Origin of the sequence: Dyella sp. (genome assembly GCF_035503745.1) — a bacterium.
Lineage (GTDB): Bacteria > Pseudomonadota > Gammaproteobacteria > Xanthomonadales > Rhodanobacteraceae > Dyella_B.
The window spans coordinates 156959-172482 of sequence record NZ_DATJTC010000036.1 but is presented as its reverse complement, the minus strand read 5'-3'; the positions used below and the strand labels follow the sequence as shown (position 1 = coordinate 172482).

The 15524-nt window shown below is 59.0% G+C and carries 13 protein-coding genes and 1 other annotated feature; of the genes, 9 read left to right on the top strand and 4 right to left on the bottom strand.

The annotated features are described in order from the left end of the window. From pgaB to pgaD, 3 genes are read left to right on the top strand one after another with little or no spacing between them, the layout of a single operon-like run. Entirely contained in the window at window positions 1–1875 is a 1875-nt protein-coding gene (gene pgaB, locus VME63_RS14650; protein ID WP_325434085.1) for a poly-beta-1,6-N-acetyl-D-glucosamine N-deacetylase PgaB, read from the top strand. Then, entirely contained in the window at window positions 1872–3122 is a 1251-nt protein-coding gene (gene pgaC, locus VME63_RS14645) for a poly-beta-1,6-N-acetyl-D-glucosamine synthase (RefSeq protein ID WP_325434084.1), read from the top strand. The genes pgaB and pgaC overlap by 4 nt, the downstream gene beginning before the upstream one ends. Beyond that, on the top strand, window positions 3119–3565 hold the full coding sequence (gene pgaD, locus VME63_RS14640; protein ID WP_325434083.1) for a poly-beta-1,6-N-acetyl-D-glucosamine biosynthesis protein PgaD: 447 nt from the start codon (window positions 3119–3121) through the stop codon (window positions 3563–3565). The genes pgaC and pgaD overlap by 4 nt, the downstream gene beginning before the upstream one ends. A gap of 155 nt (window positions 3566–3720) precedes the next feature. Here pgaD and VME63_RS14635 read toward each other — a convergent pair whose 3' ends face one another. Continuing rightward, window positions 3721–5187, bottom strand: a complete 1467-nt coding sequence (locus VME63_RS14635; RefSeq protein WP_325434082.1) for a GGDEF domain-containing protein — start codon at window positions 5185–5187, stop codon at window positions 3721–3723. A 381-nt stretch (window positions 5188–5568) separates the two neighbouring features. Here VME63_RS14635 and VME63_RS14630 point away from each other — a divergent pair, with 381 nt between their 5' ends. The 6 genes from VME63_RS14630 (at window position 5569) to VME63_RS14605 (ending at window position 12733) form a co-directional block, all read left to right on the top strand. Then, the gene (locus tag VME63_RS14630; protein ID WP_325434081.1) at window positions 5569–5733 is read left to right on the top strand and encodes a hypothetical protein; all 165 of its coding nucleotides are present in this window, start codon (window positions 5569–5571) and stop codon (window positions 5731–5733) included. A 9-nt stretch (window positions 5734–5742) separates the two neighbouring features. Next, on the top strand, window positions 5743–6003 hold the full coding sequence (locus VME63_RS14625) for a biotin/lipoyl-binding protein (RefSeq protein ID WP_325434080.1): 261 nt from the start codon (window positions 5743–5745) through the stop codon (window positions 6001–6003). Between the two features lie 871 nt (window positions 6004–6874). Further along, window positions 6875–7699, top strand: a complete 825-nt coding sequence (locus VME63_RS14620; RefSeq protein ID WP_325434079.1) for a hypothetical protein — start codon at window positions 6875–6877, stop codon at window positions 7697–7699. Between the two features lie 931 nt (window positions 7700–8630). Beyond that, window positions 8631–8918, top strand: coding sequence for a DUF2845 domain-containing protein (locus tag VME63_RS14615; RefSeq protein WP_325434078.1), 288 nt, complete (start codon window positions 8631–8633; stop codon window positions 8916–8918). A gap of 376 nt (window positions 8919–9294) precedes the next feature. After that, window positions 9295–9411: a sequence feature (AL1L pseudoknot), on the bottom strand. 566 nt (window positions 9412–9977) lie between these two features. Next, window positions 9978–10850: a S1 family peptidase gene (locus VME63_RS14610; RefSeq protein WP_325434077.1), complete on the top strand. Its 873-nt coding sequence runs from the start codon at window positions 9978–9980 to the stop codon at window positions 10848–10850. A 974-nt stretch (window positions 10851–11824) separates the two neighbouring features. After that, window positions 11825–12733: a hypothetical protein gene (locus VME63_RS14605; protein ID WP_325434076.1), complete on the top strand. Its 909-nt coding sequence runs from the start codon at window positions 11825–11827 to the stop codon at window positions 12731–12733. A gap of 156 nt (window positions 12734–12889) precedes the next feature. Here VME63_RS14605 and VME63_RS14600 read toward each other — a convergent pair whose 3' ends face one another. Genes VME63_RS14600 through VME63_RS14590 form a run of 3 tightly spaced genes read right to left on the bottom strand, consistent with a single transcriptional unit; the run spans window position 12890 to window position 15455 of the window. Further along, on the bottom strand, window positions 12890–13375 hold the full coding sequence (locus VME63_RS14600; RefSeq protein WP_325434075.1) for a RidA family protein: 486 nt from the start codon (window positions 13373–13375) through the stop codon (window positions 12890–12892). Window positions 13376–13410: 35 nt separating this feature from the next. Then, a complete protein-coding gene (locus VME63_RS14595; protein ID WP_325434074.1) occupies window positions 13411–13875 on the bottom strand; it encodes a cytochrome c in 465 nt (154 codons plus the stop codon). Then, window positions 13872–15455: a flavin monoamine oxidase family protein gene (locus tag VME63_RS14590; RefSeq protein WP_414648273.1), complete on the bottom strand. Its 1584-nt coding sequence runs from the start codon at window positions 15453–15455 to the stop codon at window positions 13872–13874. The genes VME63_RS14595 and VME63_RS14590 overlap by 4 nt, the downstream gene beginning before the upstream one ends. Between the last annotated feature and the right edge of the window lie 69 nt (window positions 15456–15524).

Below are 15524 nucleotides of genomic sequence, written 5' to 3'. Positions count from 1 at the left end.
ATGCGCCGCATCTTCCTCGCCCTGATCCTGCTCGCAGTGACGCATCTGGCCTTTGCGCAAACCAAGGCGCCGGCCAAGCCTGCTTTCATCGTGCTCACCTACCATGACGTGCGCGACGACGTGGGTGCACAAGGCGATCGGGATCCAGACGCCATCAGCACCGATCACTTGATCGCACATTTCGACTGGCTCAAGGCCAACGGCTATCACGTGGTCAGCCTGCAGGACGTGGTGCAGGCCTCCAAGGGAGGCCCGGCGCTACCCGATCACGCCGTGCTGCTTACCTTCGACGACGGCCTGGAAAGCTTCTACACGCGCGTGTATCCGCTGTTGCGCGCGTACAACTATCCCGCGGTCTCCGCGCTGGTCGGCTCGTGGATGGATATGCCCAAGGGCCAGACCATGGCCTACAACGGCGAGCAATGCTCGCGCGACTGTTTCCTCACCTGGGACCAGGTGCGTGAGATCCAGAAATCGGGGTTGGTGGAATTTGCCTCGCATACCTGGCAGCAGCATCTGGGCATACCGGGCAATCCGCAAGGCAATGTCATGCCCGCGGTGGTGACGTTGCGCTACAACAAAACGTCGGGCACCTATGAAACAAAGGCCGCTTACGTGCAGCGCCTGCGGGACGATTTTCACCACAGCGCCGAGGAAATCGAAAAAGAAACCGGACACCGCCCGCGTGCGATCGTGTGGCCGTACGGCGCCTACAACGATACGGCCGTGCGGGTGGCCGCCAGCGAGGGCCTGACGCTGTCCTTCAGCCTGGGCGATTCGCTGCCGGACGTGCAACTGGACAGTACCATTCCGCGCCTGCTGGTCAGCGGCAACATCTATCCCAACCGCCTGGGCTGGCTGATGCGCCATCAATCGCGCATCGATGCGGTACGCGCGGTGCAGGTCGATCTGGATTATGTCTACGATCCCAATCCCGCGCAGCAGGAACGCAACCTGTCCCAGCTGCTTGATCGCATCAAGCGCCTGCAGCCTACGGTGGTGTGGCTGCAGGCCTACGCCGACCCCAAGGGCGACGGTGTGGCCGAAGCGGTGTACTTCCCCAATCGCCATCTGCCGATGCGTGCGGATTTGTTTTCGCGCGTGGCATGGCAGCTGCGCACGCGCGCGGGCGTAAGGGTGTATGCCTGGATGCCGGTGCTGGCGTTCCGTTTTCCCGATGCGCCGAACCTGCCTTCGCTGGCCGGCGAGCCCAAGCCCGGCGGCGATCACTACCGGCTGGCGCCGTGGGACCCGCGTGTGCGGCAAATGATCGGCGACGTCTACGAAGACCTTGCCATGCACGCCGACGAGGCGGGCCTGTTGTTTTCCGACGATGCCTATCTGCGCGACACCGACAACCTCGGTCCGTGGTCGGGCATGACTCCGGCGCAGAAAACCCAGGCCCTGATCGATTTCACCCATGCGTTGGCCGATCGCGCACGCAAGTGGCGTCCACAGCTGAAGACGGTGCGCAATATCTATGCGCGGCCGATTCTCGATCCTGCTTCGCAAGCATGGTTCGCGCAAAGCCTTCCCGCGTTCCTCGCCGGTTACGACCTGACCGCCGTGATGGCGATGCCGCAACTGGACAAGCAGGCCGATACCGCCGGCTGGTATCGCAAGCTGGTGCAGTGCGTGGCGTCCACGCCGCATGCGCTGGATCACACGCTGTTTGAATTGGCCACGCACGATTGGCGCACCAACCAGCCGATCGGCGAGACGCAGATGAGCGAGCGCATCCGCCTGCTGCAGGCCGCGGGTGTGCGGCACCTTGGCTACTACCCGGACGATTTCATCCGCAATCAGCCGCAGTTGGAGCGTATCCGGCCGTCCATCTCGATCGCCGATTATCCCTACCCGGAGCCGGCGCGATGAACGGCGAACTGGTCCATTCATTGCTCGAATTCGCCTTCTTCTATCCGTTGGCGATGTCGCTGATCTGGATGAGCGGCGGCCTGATCTATTTCCTGCGCTGGGAGCGCACCGAGCCTTCGCGCCTGAAACCGCCGGCGTTGCCCTCCTATCCGCTGGTGTCGCTGATCGTGCCCTGCCATAACGAGGGCGAACAGGTGCGCGAAACCATCGCGCACCTGGCCGAACAGACCTGGCCCGATTTCGAGATCATCGCCGTCAACGACGGTTCCAAGGACGACACCGGCGAGCAACTGGACCAGTTGATGAAGGAGTACCCGCAACTGCGCGTACTGCACCTGGCCAGCAACCAGGGCAAGGCGATGGGGCTGCGCGCCGCGACGCTGGCGGCGAAAGGCGAATACCTGGTTTGCGTGGATGGCGACGCAGTGCTGGATCGCTACGCCACGCATTGGCTGATGGTGCACCTGCTGGGCGGCGCGCGCGTGGGCGCGGTCACCGGCAATCCGCGCATCCGCAACCGCTCGACCTTGCTGGGCAAGCTGCAGGTGGGCGAGTTCTCTTCCATCATTGGCCTGATCAAGCGTGCGCAGCGCGTGTACGGACGCATCTTCACCGTGTCGGGCGTGATCGCCGCATTTCGCAAGGTCGCGCTGCACGATGTCGGTTATTGGAATACCGACATGGTGACCGAAGACATCGACGTGAGCTGGCGTCTGCAGATGCGGCATTGGGAAATTCGCTACGAGCCCAACGCCCTGTGCTGGATTCTGATGCCCGAAACGCTGCGCGGTCTATGGAAGCAGCGCCTGCGCTGGGCGCAGGGCGGGTCCGAAGTGCTGCTGCGCTACGGGACCAAGCTTTTGTCATGGCGCCAGCGGCGCATGTGGCTGGTGGCGCTGGAATACCTGGTAAGCCTGGTGTGGTCGCTGGACATGGCCATCATCGTTCTGCTGTGGCTGCTTGGCTACGTGATCGACTTGCCCGCCTCAATGCGCGTTCCGACGTTGTTCCCGCAGTGGAACGGCGTGGTGCTTGGCATCGTGTGCATGTTGCAGTTCCTGGTGAGCCTGCTGATCGACCGGCGCTACGAGAAGCGCATCGGCCGCAATTACTACTGGATGATCTGGTACCCGATCGCCTATTGGATGATCACCACCACCACGTCCATCGTCGCGTTTCCCAAGGCCTTGTTCAAGCGCAAGGGCACGCGCGCGGTATGGACCAGTCCCGACAGAGGTGTCCGATGAAAGCCGAACCGCTGATCATCAATCGCCCGGAGCGGCAAAAACCGCTGCAGCGCGCGACGTCCGCACTCATCACCATGATCGCGTGGACCTTGTGGGTGTCGTTGTGGCTGCCGCTGCTGACTCTGATTGCATGGCTGCTCGGACTGCAGGACATCTACGTCAAGCTAGGGCTGGATCATCCGTTCCAGGCCGCGCAGAACCTGGACATGGTGTTGAGCGTGGGCTGCGTGTGCGCGTTTTCGCTCGGCGCCTGGGCGTTCTACAACCGCATGCGTTTTGCAGGCAGGCAGCGGCGCCACGCCAACCGGGTGATCGATATCCAGGAGATGGCGCCGGTGCTGGAAGCGTCAGTCGATACCGCGCGGCACCTGCGCGCAAGCCGCCGTTCGATCATTCATTTCGACGAACAGGGCGGCATGTTCTTGAAGGCTGACGCCTCATAGTGTCCCGGCGTTGGCACAGGTCAGCGCCGGGTCAACAAGAAAGTGCGCCGATGTCCGCGACGAAGTCGCGGGGCACGATAGGGGTGTTTTTTTCGACGATCGCTGCAGTCGGTCCAGCCGGGCTTCGATGGCCGCGCGCTGTTCGTTTAGATGGCTCACGTAGCCGCTTCAAATCGATTGCGGCCCTTGCGCTTGGCCTCGTAAAGCGCGCGGTCGGCGGCAGCGACCAGTTCATCCGACAGCACGCCTTGCGCAGGCACAATGCTGGCCACGCCGATGCTGATGGTGACGTGCCCGACCGGGCTGTCGTCATGGTGCAGATTCTGCTGGCGCACCAGGTCGCAAAGACGTTCGGCCACATCCGTGGCGCCGGCCAGCGGTGTGGCGGGAAGAATCAGCACGAATTCCTCGCCGCCGTAGCGTGCAAGCAGATCCGATGGCCGTTGCACGGCCTGGGTGAGGATCGCTGCCACGTCGCGCAGGCACGCATCGCCGGCCAGGTGCCCGTAGCGATCGTTGTATTGCTTGAACATGTCCACGTCGATCAGCAACAGCGACATCGCCTGCTGCGTGCGCGATGCCAGGCGCCACTCGCGCTCAATCGCTTCTTCGAAGGCGCGTCGATTGGATATGCCGGTGAGGCCGTCGTGCAGCGCCAGTTCGGCCAGCAACGTTTGGTCGTTGCGCAGCCGGTCTGCCGCCTCGACCTGGGAAACCTGGCTGAGAATGCTGCGCAGCCCATAGCCGAGCGCGGCCGCGACCACGCCCGCAACGCCAAGCGCGAAGCGCTGGCGTACCACCAGCAGCGCGACGGTCAGCACCGACAGCGCCAGCAACAGTGGACTGCCGAGGCGGACGAAGCGCACCAGCGCGTCGGGTGGGTTGAGCGTATGAGCACGTGGCTGCCGGATGCGCCAGGCTACGATGATGAAGACCAGGAACGGCACGTCGACCACTACGTCGTACACCGTGCCGATGTCCGGGGCTACATCGAGCGCAACATGATGGTTGTAGTACGCCGCGACCAGGCCATACAGCAACGTGAACACCGACAATGCACCGAACAGGTGGCGCAGCCTCGGCGTGTTGGCCGCGAAAAACCGGATCGTCGTCATCGCCGCCAGAAAGGCGTTTTCCAGGTCGAACATCAAGGCGATCATTTCCGCCGATTCCCGGCTCGACACGCCCTGCAAGGTCGTCCACGAAAACATCAGCACGAAATACAGGTAACCCAGCGACACGGCAAGAATGGCGTCGATGCCGCGCTGTAAGCCCGAACGGTAATCCACGCCGACAGTCGCTACCGCGTAGGAAATGGGCACGCCATATAGCGTGTACAGCAGCATCGTGGCGCCCGGGGCGACGTTGAGGTTGCGAAAAACCAGATCCTGGCAAAGGCTGGTAAACATGCCCGCCGTCCACAGCAGCATGCTTAGCGCAATCAGGCTCCAGCCGTGGCTATGGTGCAACCCCACCATCAAGCCGCGCCGCAGCGCGCAGGCAAAGGCGAGCAGGGGCGCGGCCAGCAGGAACACATACGATGCGGCGATCGCATGCGCCGGCAGCAGCAGGACGCACAATGCATGCAACAACATAAAACCGATCGCGAGCAGCAGCATCATGGAATCCGTCGTGGTCCCCTGTATGGCACAGGTCCTACCATATCCCATGGTAGCAATGCGTGTATGCGATCGCGGCCTGCGATGCCGGTAGCGGGCGGGCGTTTCCCTTCAAAGCCCGCGTGCCGGCACAATGGGACGCTTGTGCCGGTCGGCACGGGGTTGGCCCATAGCCAGTCGGACAATAAGTCGCCGTGTGCGGCTTTTCTCGTTGGCAGGTTGTACAGGCGCGCCCGGTCGCGCCGCGGCGTCCGGATGCGGACGAGGCCATCCGGACGCGGACGGCGAGGCACCGCCTCATTGGTGCGCCGTCTTCACCGGGCCTTGATCCACAAGGTTTTTCTATTGCGCGAGGGCTGGCATGCCGCTTGCCATGCAGCGCACATGGATATCGCAAACCCTATGTATGGCATCCGCAGGCGTCGCCGCGTTCGGTTCTTCGTGGGCGGCGGTGCGCTGGTCATGGCTGCGCTGGCCGTGCTGGCTTGGCGGCTGGGTCCGGCGCTGCCCGTGGCCGATCGCAGCAGCCTGTGGATCGACACGGTGTAGCGGGGCGACATGCTGCGCGAAGTGCGCGCCACCGGCACGCTGGTGCCGCGCGAAATCCGTTGGCTGGCGGCTGCCACGCCCGCCCAGGTGGAGAAAATCCTGGTGTGGCCCGGCACCCCGGTGCAGCCCGGCACGGTACTGATGCAGCTTTCCGATCCGCAGGCCGAGGATGCGCTGCGCAATGCGCAGGCGGCGGCGCGGACGTGGAAGCCACCTTGCCCGATGGCGGCGTACGCCTGCGCTGGTGCCACGACAACGGGCGGGCCGTGATCGAAGTGGAAGACGATGCCCCGGACCGTCTTCCAGCGATAACCTGTTCGTGCCGCTCTTCACCACCAAACCCGGCGGCTCCGGCATCGGCCTCGCCCTGACTCGGCAGGTTGCCGAAGCGCACGACGGCGGCGTAACGCTGACCGCACGCAAAGACGCGCGTGGAGCATTGGCGCGTATATGGGTGCCGTTGGCTTCTGGTGCCCTTTCGAGTGAGGGGCGCGTCTAGTCGTTCAAAGGAGAGAGCTGGGCCCGGTAGCTTGAACAGCGAAGCCAAAGTCTGACGATTCGCCGTAACTTTCATGCGCCGCAACCAATACGGATAGGCCGGAAGCCCCGTACGGTGGAGGGTGTCTGCTTTGCAATAAATCGCTTCGATGCCCGACAAGCCCGAGGCATTGTTCAGTGACGATGCCCATCATGGCATGACTTGGTTGAAGTGCACATCAAACTGCTTGGCAAGCTCTGTCAGCATTTTCTCGTTGCGAACGGTGGCTTAGATTATTTTCCTGTCTAGGTCTGGCGAGAGGTTAAAGTGCGATTGTCTTGCCTTGAGTCTGCTTCTTACGTGGAGACCATCTCCGCCTTATTGAGCAGGAAATCCAACGGTCGCGCTGTTCAATTTTCGGGGCAGCTTAGTTAAAGGCCCATAAATGTCCCCTAGTAGTCGCAAAGCACTGCATGTCGGCGATTACTTACAAAGAGCTGACAAAATTCCTACGCGGCTTATGGGATCAGTCTTACAGCGAGCGTATCACTGACATTGGTAGCTTGAGGTCAGATGGTATTTATTCGCGGCTCGCAAACGAGCCAAGGCAGGTTACTGGTGACACGCTTTACTGAGATATTTGAGTCCGTGCACTGTCAATGCATGATTATCGTGTTGACATTTCCCTTTCTCGTATTTTCCGCTGACGCATCTTCCTCAAAAAAAGACGTCAACTTAGCCGCCGCAAATGGCAGTTACTCGGTTTGTCATAACGTTGCGATACCGCCTACTTACGCAGTTATCGGTATGGCGACCAATTATGCGTGCAGTAACTACATGGAATACACCGTTGCACTTGCTCAAGGAGGCTTGAGAATCTGCAACTTGAGTGAATCAATCGGGGGTGCCCCCGTTCAGATGCCTTTCCCCGCGGACTTCATTGTTCAATCGATTGAGCTAGTGCAATATCAACGCAGTCATTGTGGCGGGGCAACCGCGGTTTACGTAATTCAGCCTGTTTCCGAAGGGGCAATGGCCTGCAGCGGTTCGCACATACCGTCAGGTTGGTCATACACAGGATCATTGCCATCCATCGGTTCATGCGGAACGACGGTGAGAAACGAAATCCATAAGGCTGTTGAAGGTCTTCGCATATGTACGATGTCGCCCTACCCGAATTCACTTGTCATCGGAGCCATTGAGCCAATAAATGCGTGCGACATGCGCGAACGCAATGTGTTAACTAAAGCGCTCGACGGCATCAAGGCATGCGGCTCCACTCGAATTCCTGAAGGGTATGTGATCACAGGCATTGACCGATCAGGACAATGCAGTACCTATCAAACACTAACTTTGCGAGAGGGCCATGACGGAGTTGTCGTGTGCCCTCAGTCGCCAATTCCAAATCGCTATGTGATCGAGGCGGCGGTGCCTTATGGCAATTGCGAGGGATGGGATAAAGGGTATCGATTGAAGTACATACCATAATCGAAAAGGAACCCGAGACATGAGCCCTTTTCAAAAAATCAACGGTCGCAAAGCATTGTGTGTGGTTAGCCTGCTGCTGGTAATGCCCAGTGTGCTTGGAAGGCCGAAGCTGGCGCATGCGTCTGATACGATGAATAGAACGGCGGAGGTTATCTGTAAGAACTGGCCTATGCCCTCCAGCTACGTCATAGTCAGTGTGCGGTTTAGCCAGTCATGCAGCGGCTTAGCGCAGAACATTGAATATACGGTAAGCCCTCCTTCGGACGGTATGGTCGTATGCAACAACTTCTCGATACCATCTCCTTACGTCATCACGAGCTTGGCGTCTTCAAGTAAATGTAATGGGCTATTTGATGAGGGCGTTATTCGCCACGTCGCCGATGGTATTTCAATTTGCGGTGACGGCATTTCGCCAGTTCCAGACGGTTACATAGTTACCACCGCATCTAAACACGATGCCGTCACCTGTCATGGCACAGAAATTTACCGTCTATCAGTCGCAACCAATGGGGCCTCAATGTGCAGCTTCTCCTCCAGGCCACCGGGCTTTGTAGTCAGCTACGTAGCCCACAGTACGCAATGTCTTAAGTTTAACGCGCATGTGCTTCTATCGGTGATAGAGGGTGTTATGGGTTGCAGCTTCTCCCGGCTTCCGGACGGGTACGTCGTTACAGCGGCGACTCAGACTCAAAACTGCATCGATGGCGACCTTCGAGGGGATTACTGGACGTTCAATCAACCCTATGAAGGTATTAACGTGTGTCCGTTTTCCCCAATACCATCTGGATACTACCTGATGGGAACGGTGACAAAGACAAACTGCTATGGAGCTTCCTTTGGCTATCTACTAAAAAGGCCGTAACTGGATCGCCGGGAGTTTTTGCAACGTATAAGTCTTGGTATTAAGCACGATACAAAAAGGAGAAACACTATGCCACGCTATCTTCCTTTAGTCATATTGCTCTTAAGCACCGTTGTTCAAGCGGCCACTTCACTGCGCGTAGGTAATAAAGTGCTAACCATAGGTGACAGCGCGGTGCGAGTGCAGGAATTATTGGGGCCTCCGGCGATGCGTACTTTTCTCGCTCAAGAAACCGGTGGCATGCCCAAAAATCAGATGGGGCCGGGTGAACAGTGGCAATATGCCCGTGAAGGAAGCACTGTTGTAATAACGATCGTTGGCGGTAAAGTGGCCAACATCGACACCTTGTATCACTGATTAATTATCACTTGAATGTCCTATCGAGTCGAAACTCTGGTGTGATCACTGATCCATAGTCGATCGGGGATGTCGGTGCGGAACTGTCGATTCACCCGATCCAGGGGCGATGGCGTAGCCTTTTCACCGAACGTGGTGCGCACCAGACGGCCATGGATGACACCCTGCAAGCCGAGGCAACGCATCGGCCACTCGACCGTGCGGCGCGCCGCTACCATACCTTCGCGCTTGAGTTGCCACCGCTGCGAACGACATAAACCTGCAAGTGTTCGGCCCGGATGCGCTGGATGGCCAGCGACAGATCCTTATCACGCTTAGCGTGTATGGAACGTTCGTTGGCACGCTAGCGTTCCGCTGCATCGTGGCAATACGTCGGCGGAGCAATCGGCAACGTACGACAGATCGGCTCGACTCCGTGGACGATGCAGTGATGGTTGGTGAAGGCGATCATGAATTGGGACGGCGGTCGAGCTCCGCGTGAGCAAAATACGCGGAGTCCTTGCGCAGGATCTCGTTGGCTTAGCGCAGTTAGCGGACCTCGCGTTCCAGCGCCCTCACGGTCGCTTTTGGTCAAGCTCCCGCGCTCCTTGGCATGCACCTGTGCCTTGCGCAGCCAGTTGCGCAATGTTTGCGACGCACAGTCGAGCTTGGCGGCTACTGACTGGATTGCGACCCATTCTTACGGATGATCAGGCTGGTGCACGCGCACCAGCCGCACCGCACTCTCACAGACTTCCTCCGAGTAATTTGGCTTCGTCATGGTCCCGCCTTCTCAAGATTGAGAGCTGGCGGTGAAGCCGGAGTCGGTTCATCCAAATCGGTGCACCTGTCCGTGTGTCCGCACATCTGTCCGCGGACACACAATGTCGTGGACGGGCGATATGCATCACATTGATACGTAAAAGCTTTTTTGGAGCTTGTTTTCGTGGTACGCAACTTGCTGACTACCAAGCGCGGTGAGCGTGACCGTCGAAGGCCGTTCACTGTGCAACTTGAAGCTATCAAATGATGGTTGCTCGCACCGGTAAACTCACCCATCGATCCAACGGAAGGAATCCTATGAAGGCAATTCTGCGTTTCACACTTCCACTGTTGCTGCTCAGCACAAGCGCTAACGCAATCGTGATACGCCACGATCAACCGGATGCACGCTACCGCGTCACCCGGCAAGCCATCCCCGCACTGGTGGATCTTCCCGACGAAGGTCATGGCACGCTGATCGCCCCACGTTGGGTAATCACTGCGGCCCATGCAGTTAATATGATGCAAATGATGCCCGAAGAGCATTTCGTGATCATCAACGGAAAGCGGCGCGCGGTGAGTCGGATTGTTGTTTACCCGGATTACCCGCCGGCGCGAGAGGCTTGGCAGCGAATGTTCAAGCAGGTCAAAACAGAAAAGCCCGACGTCTTTATGCATCAGTACATGACCGCGATGGCAAATATGCACGACATTGCTCTGCTGGAACTCAGCAAGCCCGTGACTGATGTCAAGCCGATGCCGATAGATCGCGGCTACGCCAAGCCCGGAATGCTGAGCATGGTTTACGGCGCAGGCGCCACCGGCACCGAACTCACCGGCGCTCCGGATAGTGAAAGTCACCGTACCCAATTACGACGCGCGGAGAATCGCCTGACTCAGTCCGATGGCCCCTGGTTGCGTTACGTATTTGACTGCAGCGCCGGCGCTCCAGCCCTTAGCGGTGCCACAGCGGGCGGCGATAGCGGTGGTCCAGTCACCGTAGATGTAGCTGGCCGTACCTACCTGGCCGGCGTCACTCACGGCCTGGATGGGACAGCCAGTGAAGTGGAGCATCTCGTGCGGCAAATGCAAGATGGCTCATTTCGCATAGGCGTATGCGGGCAGCGCTTTGCCGCTGCGCGGGTCAGTTTTTACGCAGCGTGGATCGATCAGACCATTGCCGGGCACTGAGTCCGAGACGACTCGCTTGCGTTATAGGGATTAGGGAATGGCTGCCTTCAATCCCAAAGTAGTTGTTGGAGTTTCGGGACCAACATGGGGTGCCATATGAAGAAAAGCATCGAAGCGGTAGAAATTGATGCCTTGGATGTGGCTGGCTTCGGCGCGGTCCGCAAGGACCATGGTGTAACGCATCCACTCTTTGGAAACGTTGCGGTTTAAGTCCGAAAGACGCAAGTATGCGGAAACCGCTCCGATTTTAGTGGCGGGTAAAGAGTTTAGGGAAATGGGGCGAAGAAAAATTCCAGGTGCAAAGGAATGGGCTAGTTACGAAGCGGATCTAGACGTTCGCTAACTCGGAGGATGAGGCGATGCATCAATAATCAAGAACTGAGCGGCTACCGAAGCCAAGTTTTCCTGTCTGGCTGGCGTTGCAAAAGGGTGTCTGCGCTCGACGGCGAACCTTCTTCGGATCGGCCGGTCCCGAAAAGCGTCCATGGGATCGCGAGTGACCATGGCTGGTCCGGTCCTGGGCCGCACCCGTTGTGCCTTCAATCCCGAAGGGGGTTCAAGTAAGGTGTATCGACACTTTATTGCGGCTGTATTTCAGATCCAAAAATAGGGCGAGGCTAATCTGGCAACCTCACCGCCGCCACGTGTACCGGTGTTCGTCACCTAACTTTTACACGCGTTCGCGCATTCCCTTGTTAGCATTTCAGTGGGAATCCGGTTTTGGGGGCGGGGCAGGGCGTAATAAACGTTCTATCGTGGCGGTAGCCGGCACGATGTTCATGGGCTGCGCATTGGGGCGGCTAAATCCAATGGACCATAAGTTGATCTGGTGGGCTGGGCCGTCACGTGATGGCGCCCTTCATCCGCCTGTACGCCATGAGCCTGTACGCCATGAGTTCAGACGCGCATCAATAGGCGTTGCCCAAACGGCTATCTGATAGTCACAGCCACGAAAGGGACAAGTTGCAATGACGATGAAGACATTTAAGTTGGCAACCTGGAACTTGCAAAAAGGTCCCGCCCTGGAGGATTTCGCCAAAAGCAATTTTTTCGCTGCCGCCGCGCGCAGCGCAAGATACCAAGTATTAGGTGGTCTGATAAGAAACTCAGATATTGTGTTCGTTCAAGAGCCGCCTGTGGAAATCAGGCAAGAAACGCAGCAAGTCGACTTCGCTAATATTGAGGCGCAGGAGCAAGTCTGGTCCTCGTATAATCAGGAAGCGGACAACCAAGCTCACAAGAGTGCAAATCGCCCAGCGTACTACTCGCAATTTGCAATGAGATTGCTGGAGGTTCCTTCTGATTGCCCTGCCAACGGCAGTGAAGACGCTTTCCGGCTGTCGGCAATGGGATGGGCCGTCACTGCACTTGGCGAAGCTATATTTGTGAGTCTGCACGCAACATCGGGATACGGCGCCAAGAGAAATACCACGGAATTTCTAAAGTGGTTGGCTAAATGGGTGCCCGACCAGCATCGTAACGTCAGGTTCGTCTTGATCGGCGCGGATTTCAATCACACACCGAATCCAACCAGCTACAAAGTCGAAAATTGCAGCGTGGAGTTTAGCCTTCCAACTCAGATGACGCAGCAAAGCGGCAATGCCATCGACGGGTTCTGTTGCTTGATTGTAGACCCAGCCATTACGGTGAAGTGGCAGAATTCGCAGCGGGTGTGTACAGGTGAGTGTGCTGGCGCTATTGAGACGAAAATGGTGCAGGTAAATCCAAACATACTTCAAGCGGTCAACCAGCGAGGGTATCTTGGAAAGCTAACGGCGGGCCCTTTGGCTGGAACAAGCGCGGTGCTGTCTAGCGATATGTGGGTACGGATGTCTGATCATTGTGCGGTGGTGGGTGCGATCGATATATCTTGCCCTGACTGATCGTGAGGTGCCGATCGCTAAAACCGGGACGGTAGGCTTAACAGGCTGTTGAGAAACGCCCCGCAGCAGCGACAATCATCGTCTTCATCAATCATCAGGGTCGTGGCAGTGCGCCGAGCGGATATTCCGCTTGGCGTATTCTCGTACGATGTCCGCCTATGGGCGAACCGCAATCACCTCGATCTCCACCAGCGCCGAAGGACGCGCCAGCGCCGCCACCTGTACTGCCGAGCGTGCGGGCAGGTTGGGTTGATCCTTGGTGCCGAAGAACTGCGTATAGCCGGCCATGAAGCCTTCGAAGTCGAGCTTGCCCGCCTTGTTCTTGTCGGCCACCAGATACACGTTCATCTTCACGACGTCGCGCAAGCTCAAATGCATGCTCTCCAATTGCGCCTTGATGTTTTCCAGCGCACCGATGGTCTGTGCCCTGGTGTCCAGCGCTTCCGCCGAGCCGCCGCCGCCCTTGGCATCCTTGGGCATGCTTGCCATCTGGCCGCTCAGGAACACTAGCGATTTGCCCGCTGGCACTTCGACGGCGGCGGAGATCGGGAAGTTGCTGTTGGGGAGCTTGTAGCGAGTTACGTCCTGGGCGTGCGTGGCAAGCGGTATCAACCCGAGCATGCAGATGGCGAGTTTGCGCATGGCGTTCTCCTTGTGTCGTGCAAGATAAGATAGGGTCAGTGAGCCTTGGGATGCAAAGCGGCGACGTCGGCTGCGCTCAGGCTGTCCGGGTAATGGTTGCCGAAATGCGTCCGGATGAAGTTGATCACCTCGGCAATCTGCGCATCGGACAGCTCCGCGCTGCGCATGAATTTCGCCTCCTCGTCTTCGCGCAGATTGGTCATGAAGGACGGCATGTCGTGTCGTCCGTACAGCACGGTGACCGCCATGTAGGATGCCGATGCAAGTTTCGGATTGCCGACGAAGGCGGGATAGCGGCCCGCACCTTCCGCACCTTTTCCATCGGGCATGTGGCATCCCTGGCAAATGTGCGTATAGACCTGTTCGCCGTTGGCGGCCTTGAGCGTGGCGGGATTGTAGATGCCGGCGCTGTCGGCCCGCGCGGTGCCGGGCAGGCCTGCGCCGAGCAGCAGCGCGCAGACAAGCACGCATGCGTGTAGCGGGGTGCGAGTCCTGATCATGCGTGCGCTCCGGTTGCCAGGGCTTTCTGATGCAATCGACCGATGGCGTTCAAGGACGACGTCACGGCGCCTTCCTGCCAGGCGGGAATGTAGGAGGCATGTTCGCCGGCCAGCACGATGCGCCCGTCGATCTGGCACAAGTCGTCGTAGTGCTTCTGGCGCAGCGCCTCGCTCCACAGACCGAAGCAGCCAAGCGTGAACGGCGAACGATGCCACGCCACGGCGACGCCGTTGTCGAACTCCGTGGCGTATTGCGGATGGATCTGGCTGCCGTAGCCCACCGCGGCCTTGACGCGTTCTTGCGGCGACATGGCCGTAAACTCGGTGGCGTTCATGCCCCAGATGTAGGCGCCGAGCAGCACGCCCTTGCCCGGGTTGAAATAGCCCGTGCTCGGATAGCTGATATTGGTGATCGGCAAGTCTGTATAAGTAATGCCGCCATAGATCTGCTCGTCCTGCTCCCAGAACCGGCGCTTGAACTGCAAGCCGACCTTGACGGCCGCGGCATAGGGCACTGCCGCGATGGCATCGGCCATCGCCGCGCCGACGTTCATCGGGATCTGGCTCAGCACGGACAACGGAATGGTGTTGACGCACCAGTCCGCGCGCGCGCTGAATTTGCTGCCCGGCTTCAGCGTATCTTCGTAAGTGACGGTGACGCCGGATTCATCCTGGTGAATGTCGATGACTTTGGCGTGATAGCGGATCAGCGACCCGAGTTCGCGCGCAAACGCTTTGCCGATCTGCCCCATGCCGCCCACCGGCTGGAATAGCGTGGTTTGCATATCGTAGTCGTCGCCGGCGGAAATCATGCTCCACAAGCCTGAATCGAGCAGATCGCCGAACGCGATCGGTTTGGACGGTACGGCCTTCTGGTCCAGACCGCCGCCTGGGTCGATGTCGTAGCCACGGCGCTCGCTGCTGTCGCGTCCTCCTACGTACGCATAGTGCTTGTCGAGCGCACCGGTCATGCGCAGCGACATCAGCAGCTTCTCCTGGTCCTCCTTGGTGACCCGTTCGTCGAGCTTGTGGTTTTGCGTCGCCTTGGCGAGCAGCTCGGCGACGTGTCCGGCGTAGTCGGCGCGCACGTGCCGATAGCGTTGCGGCTTGCCGCCAAAGGCTGTGCTGCTGTGCACGTAGGCGTTGTTGTTCACTTGGACAAACGACTCCAGCGGTACGCCGAGCCGCGTGCAATAGTGAAGAATGCCCTGGTGGTGATAGGGGATGCGCCATGGGCCCGGATTGATGTAAAGCCCGGGATCGAACTGGCAGTGCTGGGTAAATCCGCCAAGTTCGGTGTAGACATCGCCGCTGTGGATGCTCCAGTTACGGCCGCCGGCGCGAGCGTTGTATTCAAGCACCTGTACCTTGTAGCCGGCCGCGCGCAATTCATAAGCGGCCACCATGCCGGCGATGCCGGCTCCAAGCACCAGCACCGAGGCGCCTTTAGGGGCGCCCTGCAGGCCGATGGGCTTTTTGAAACGCGACTCCGCCGCAAAACCCAGGCTGCTCATGGCCTGGTACATCATCGCGCTGCCTGCCGTCACGCCGATCATGCGCAACAGCTGGCGACGCGTCATCGTGCTGCTGTTTTTCCCATTCATCACACCAACCTCGCGGATAAGGGGGCGGTTCGGTGAACGAGCCGC

Bases quoted from the DNA above. Each gene is read 5' to 3' on its own strand.
- VME63_RS14590 (WP_414648273.1), bottom strand. From the start codon at position 15,455: ATGACGCGTCGCCAGCTGTTGCGCATGATCGGCGTGACGGCAGGCAGC.
- VME63_RS14615 (WP_325434078.1), top strand. From the start codon at position 8,631: ATGCCACGCTATCTTCCTTTAGTCATATTGCTCTTAAGCACCGTTGTT.
- VME63_RS14600 (WP_325434075.1), bottom strand. From the start codon at position 13,375: ATGCGCAAACTCGCCATCTGCATGCTCGGGTTGATACCGCTTGCCACG.
- VME63_RS14605 (WP_325434076.1), top strand. From the start codon at position 11,825: ATGAAGACATTTAAGTTGGCAACCTGGAACTTGCAAAAAGGTCCCGCC.
- pgaD (WP_325434083.1), top strand. From the start codon at position 3,119: ATGAAAGCCGAACCGCTGATCATCAATCGCCCGGAGCGGCAAAAACCG.
- VME63_RS14610 (WP_325434077.1), top strand. From the start codon at position 9,978: ATGAAGGCAATTCTGCGTTTCACACTTCCACTGTTGCTGCTCAGCACA.
- pgaC (WP_325434084.1), top strand. From the start codon at position 1,872: ATGAACGGCGAACTGGTCCATTCATTGCTCGAATTCGCCTTCTTCTAT.
- VME63_RS14630 (WP_325434081.1), top strand. From the start codon at position 5,569: ATGGATATCGCAAACCCTATGTATGGCATCCGCAGGCGTCGCCGCGTT.
- VME63_RS14595 (WP_325434074.1), bottom strand. From the start codon at position 13,875: ATGATCAGGACTCGCACCCCGCTACACGCATGCGTGCTTGTCTGCGCG.
- VME63_RS14625 (WP_325434080.1), top strand. From the start codon at position 5,743: ATGCTGCGCGAAGTGCGCGCCACCGGCACGCTGGTGCCGCGCGAAATC.
- VME63_RS14635 (WP_325434082.1), bottom strand. From the start codon at position 5,187: ATGATGCTGCTGCTCGCGATCGGTTTTATGTTGTTGCATGCATTGTGC.
- VME63_RS14620 (WP_325434079.1), top strand. From the start codon at position 6,875: ATGATTATCGTGTTGACATTTCCCTTTCTCGTATTTTCCGCTGACGCA.
- pgaB (WP_325434085.1), top strand. From the start codon at position 1: ATGCGCCGCATCTTCCTCGCCCTGATCCTGCTCGCAGTGACGCATCTG.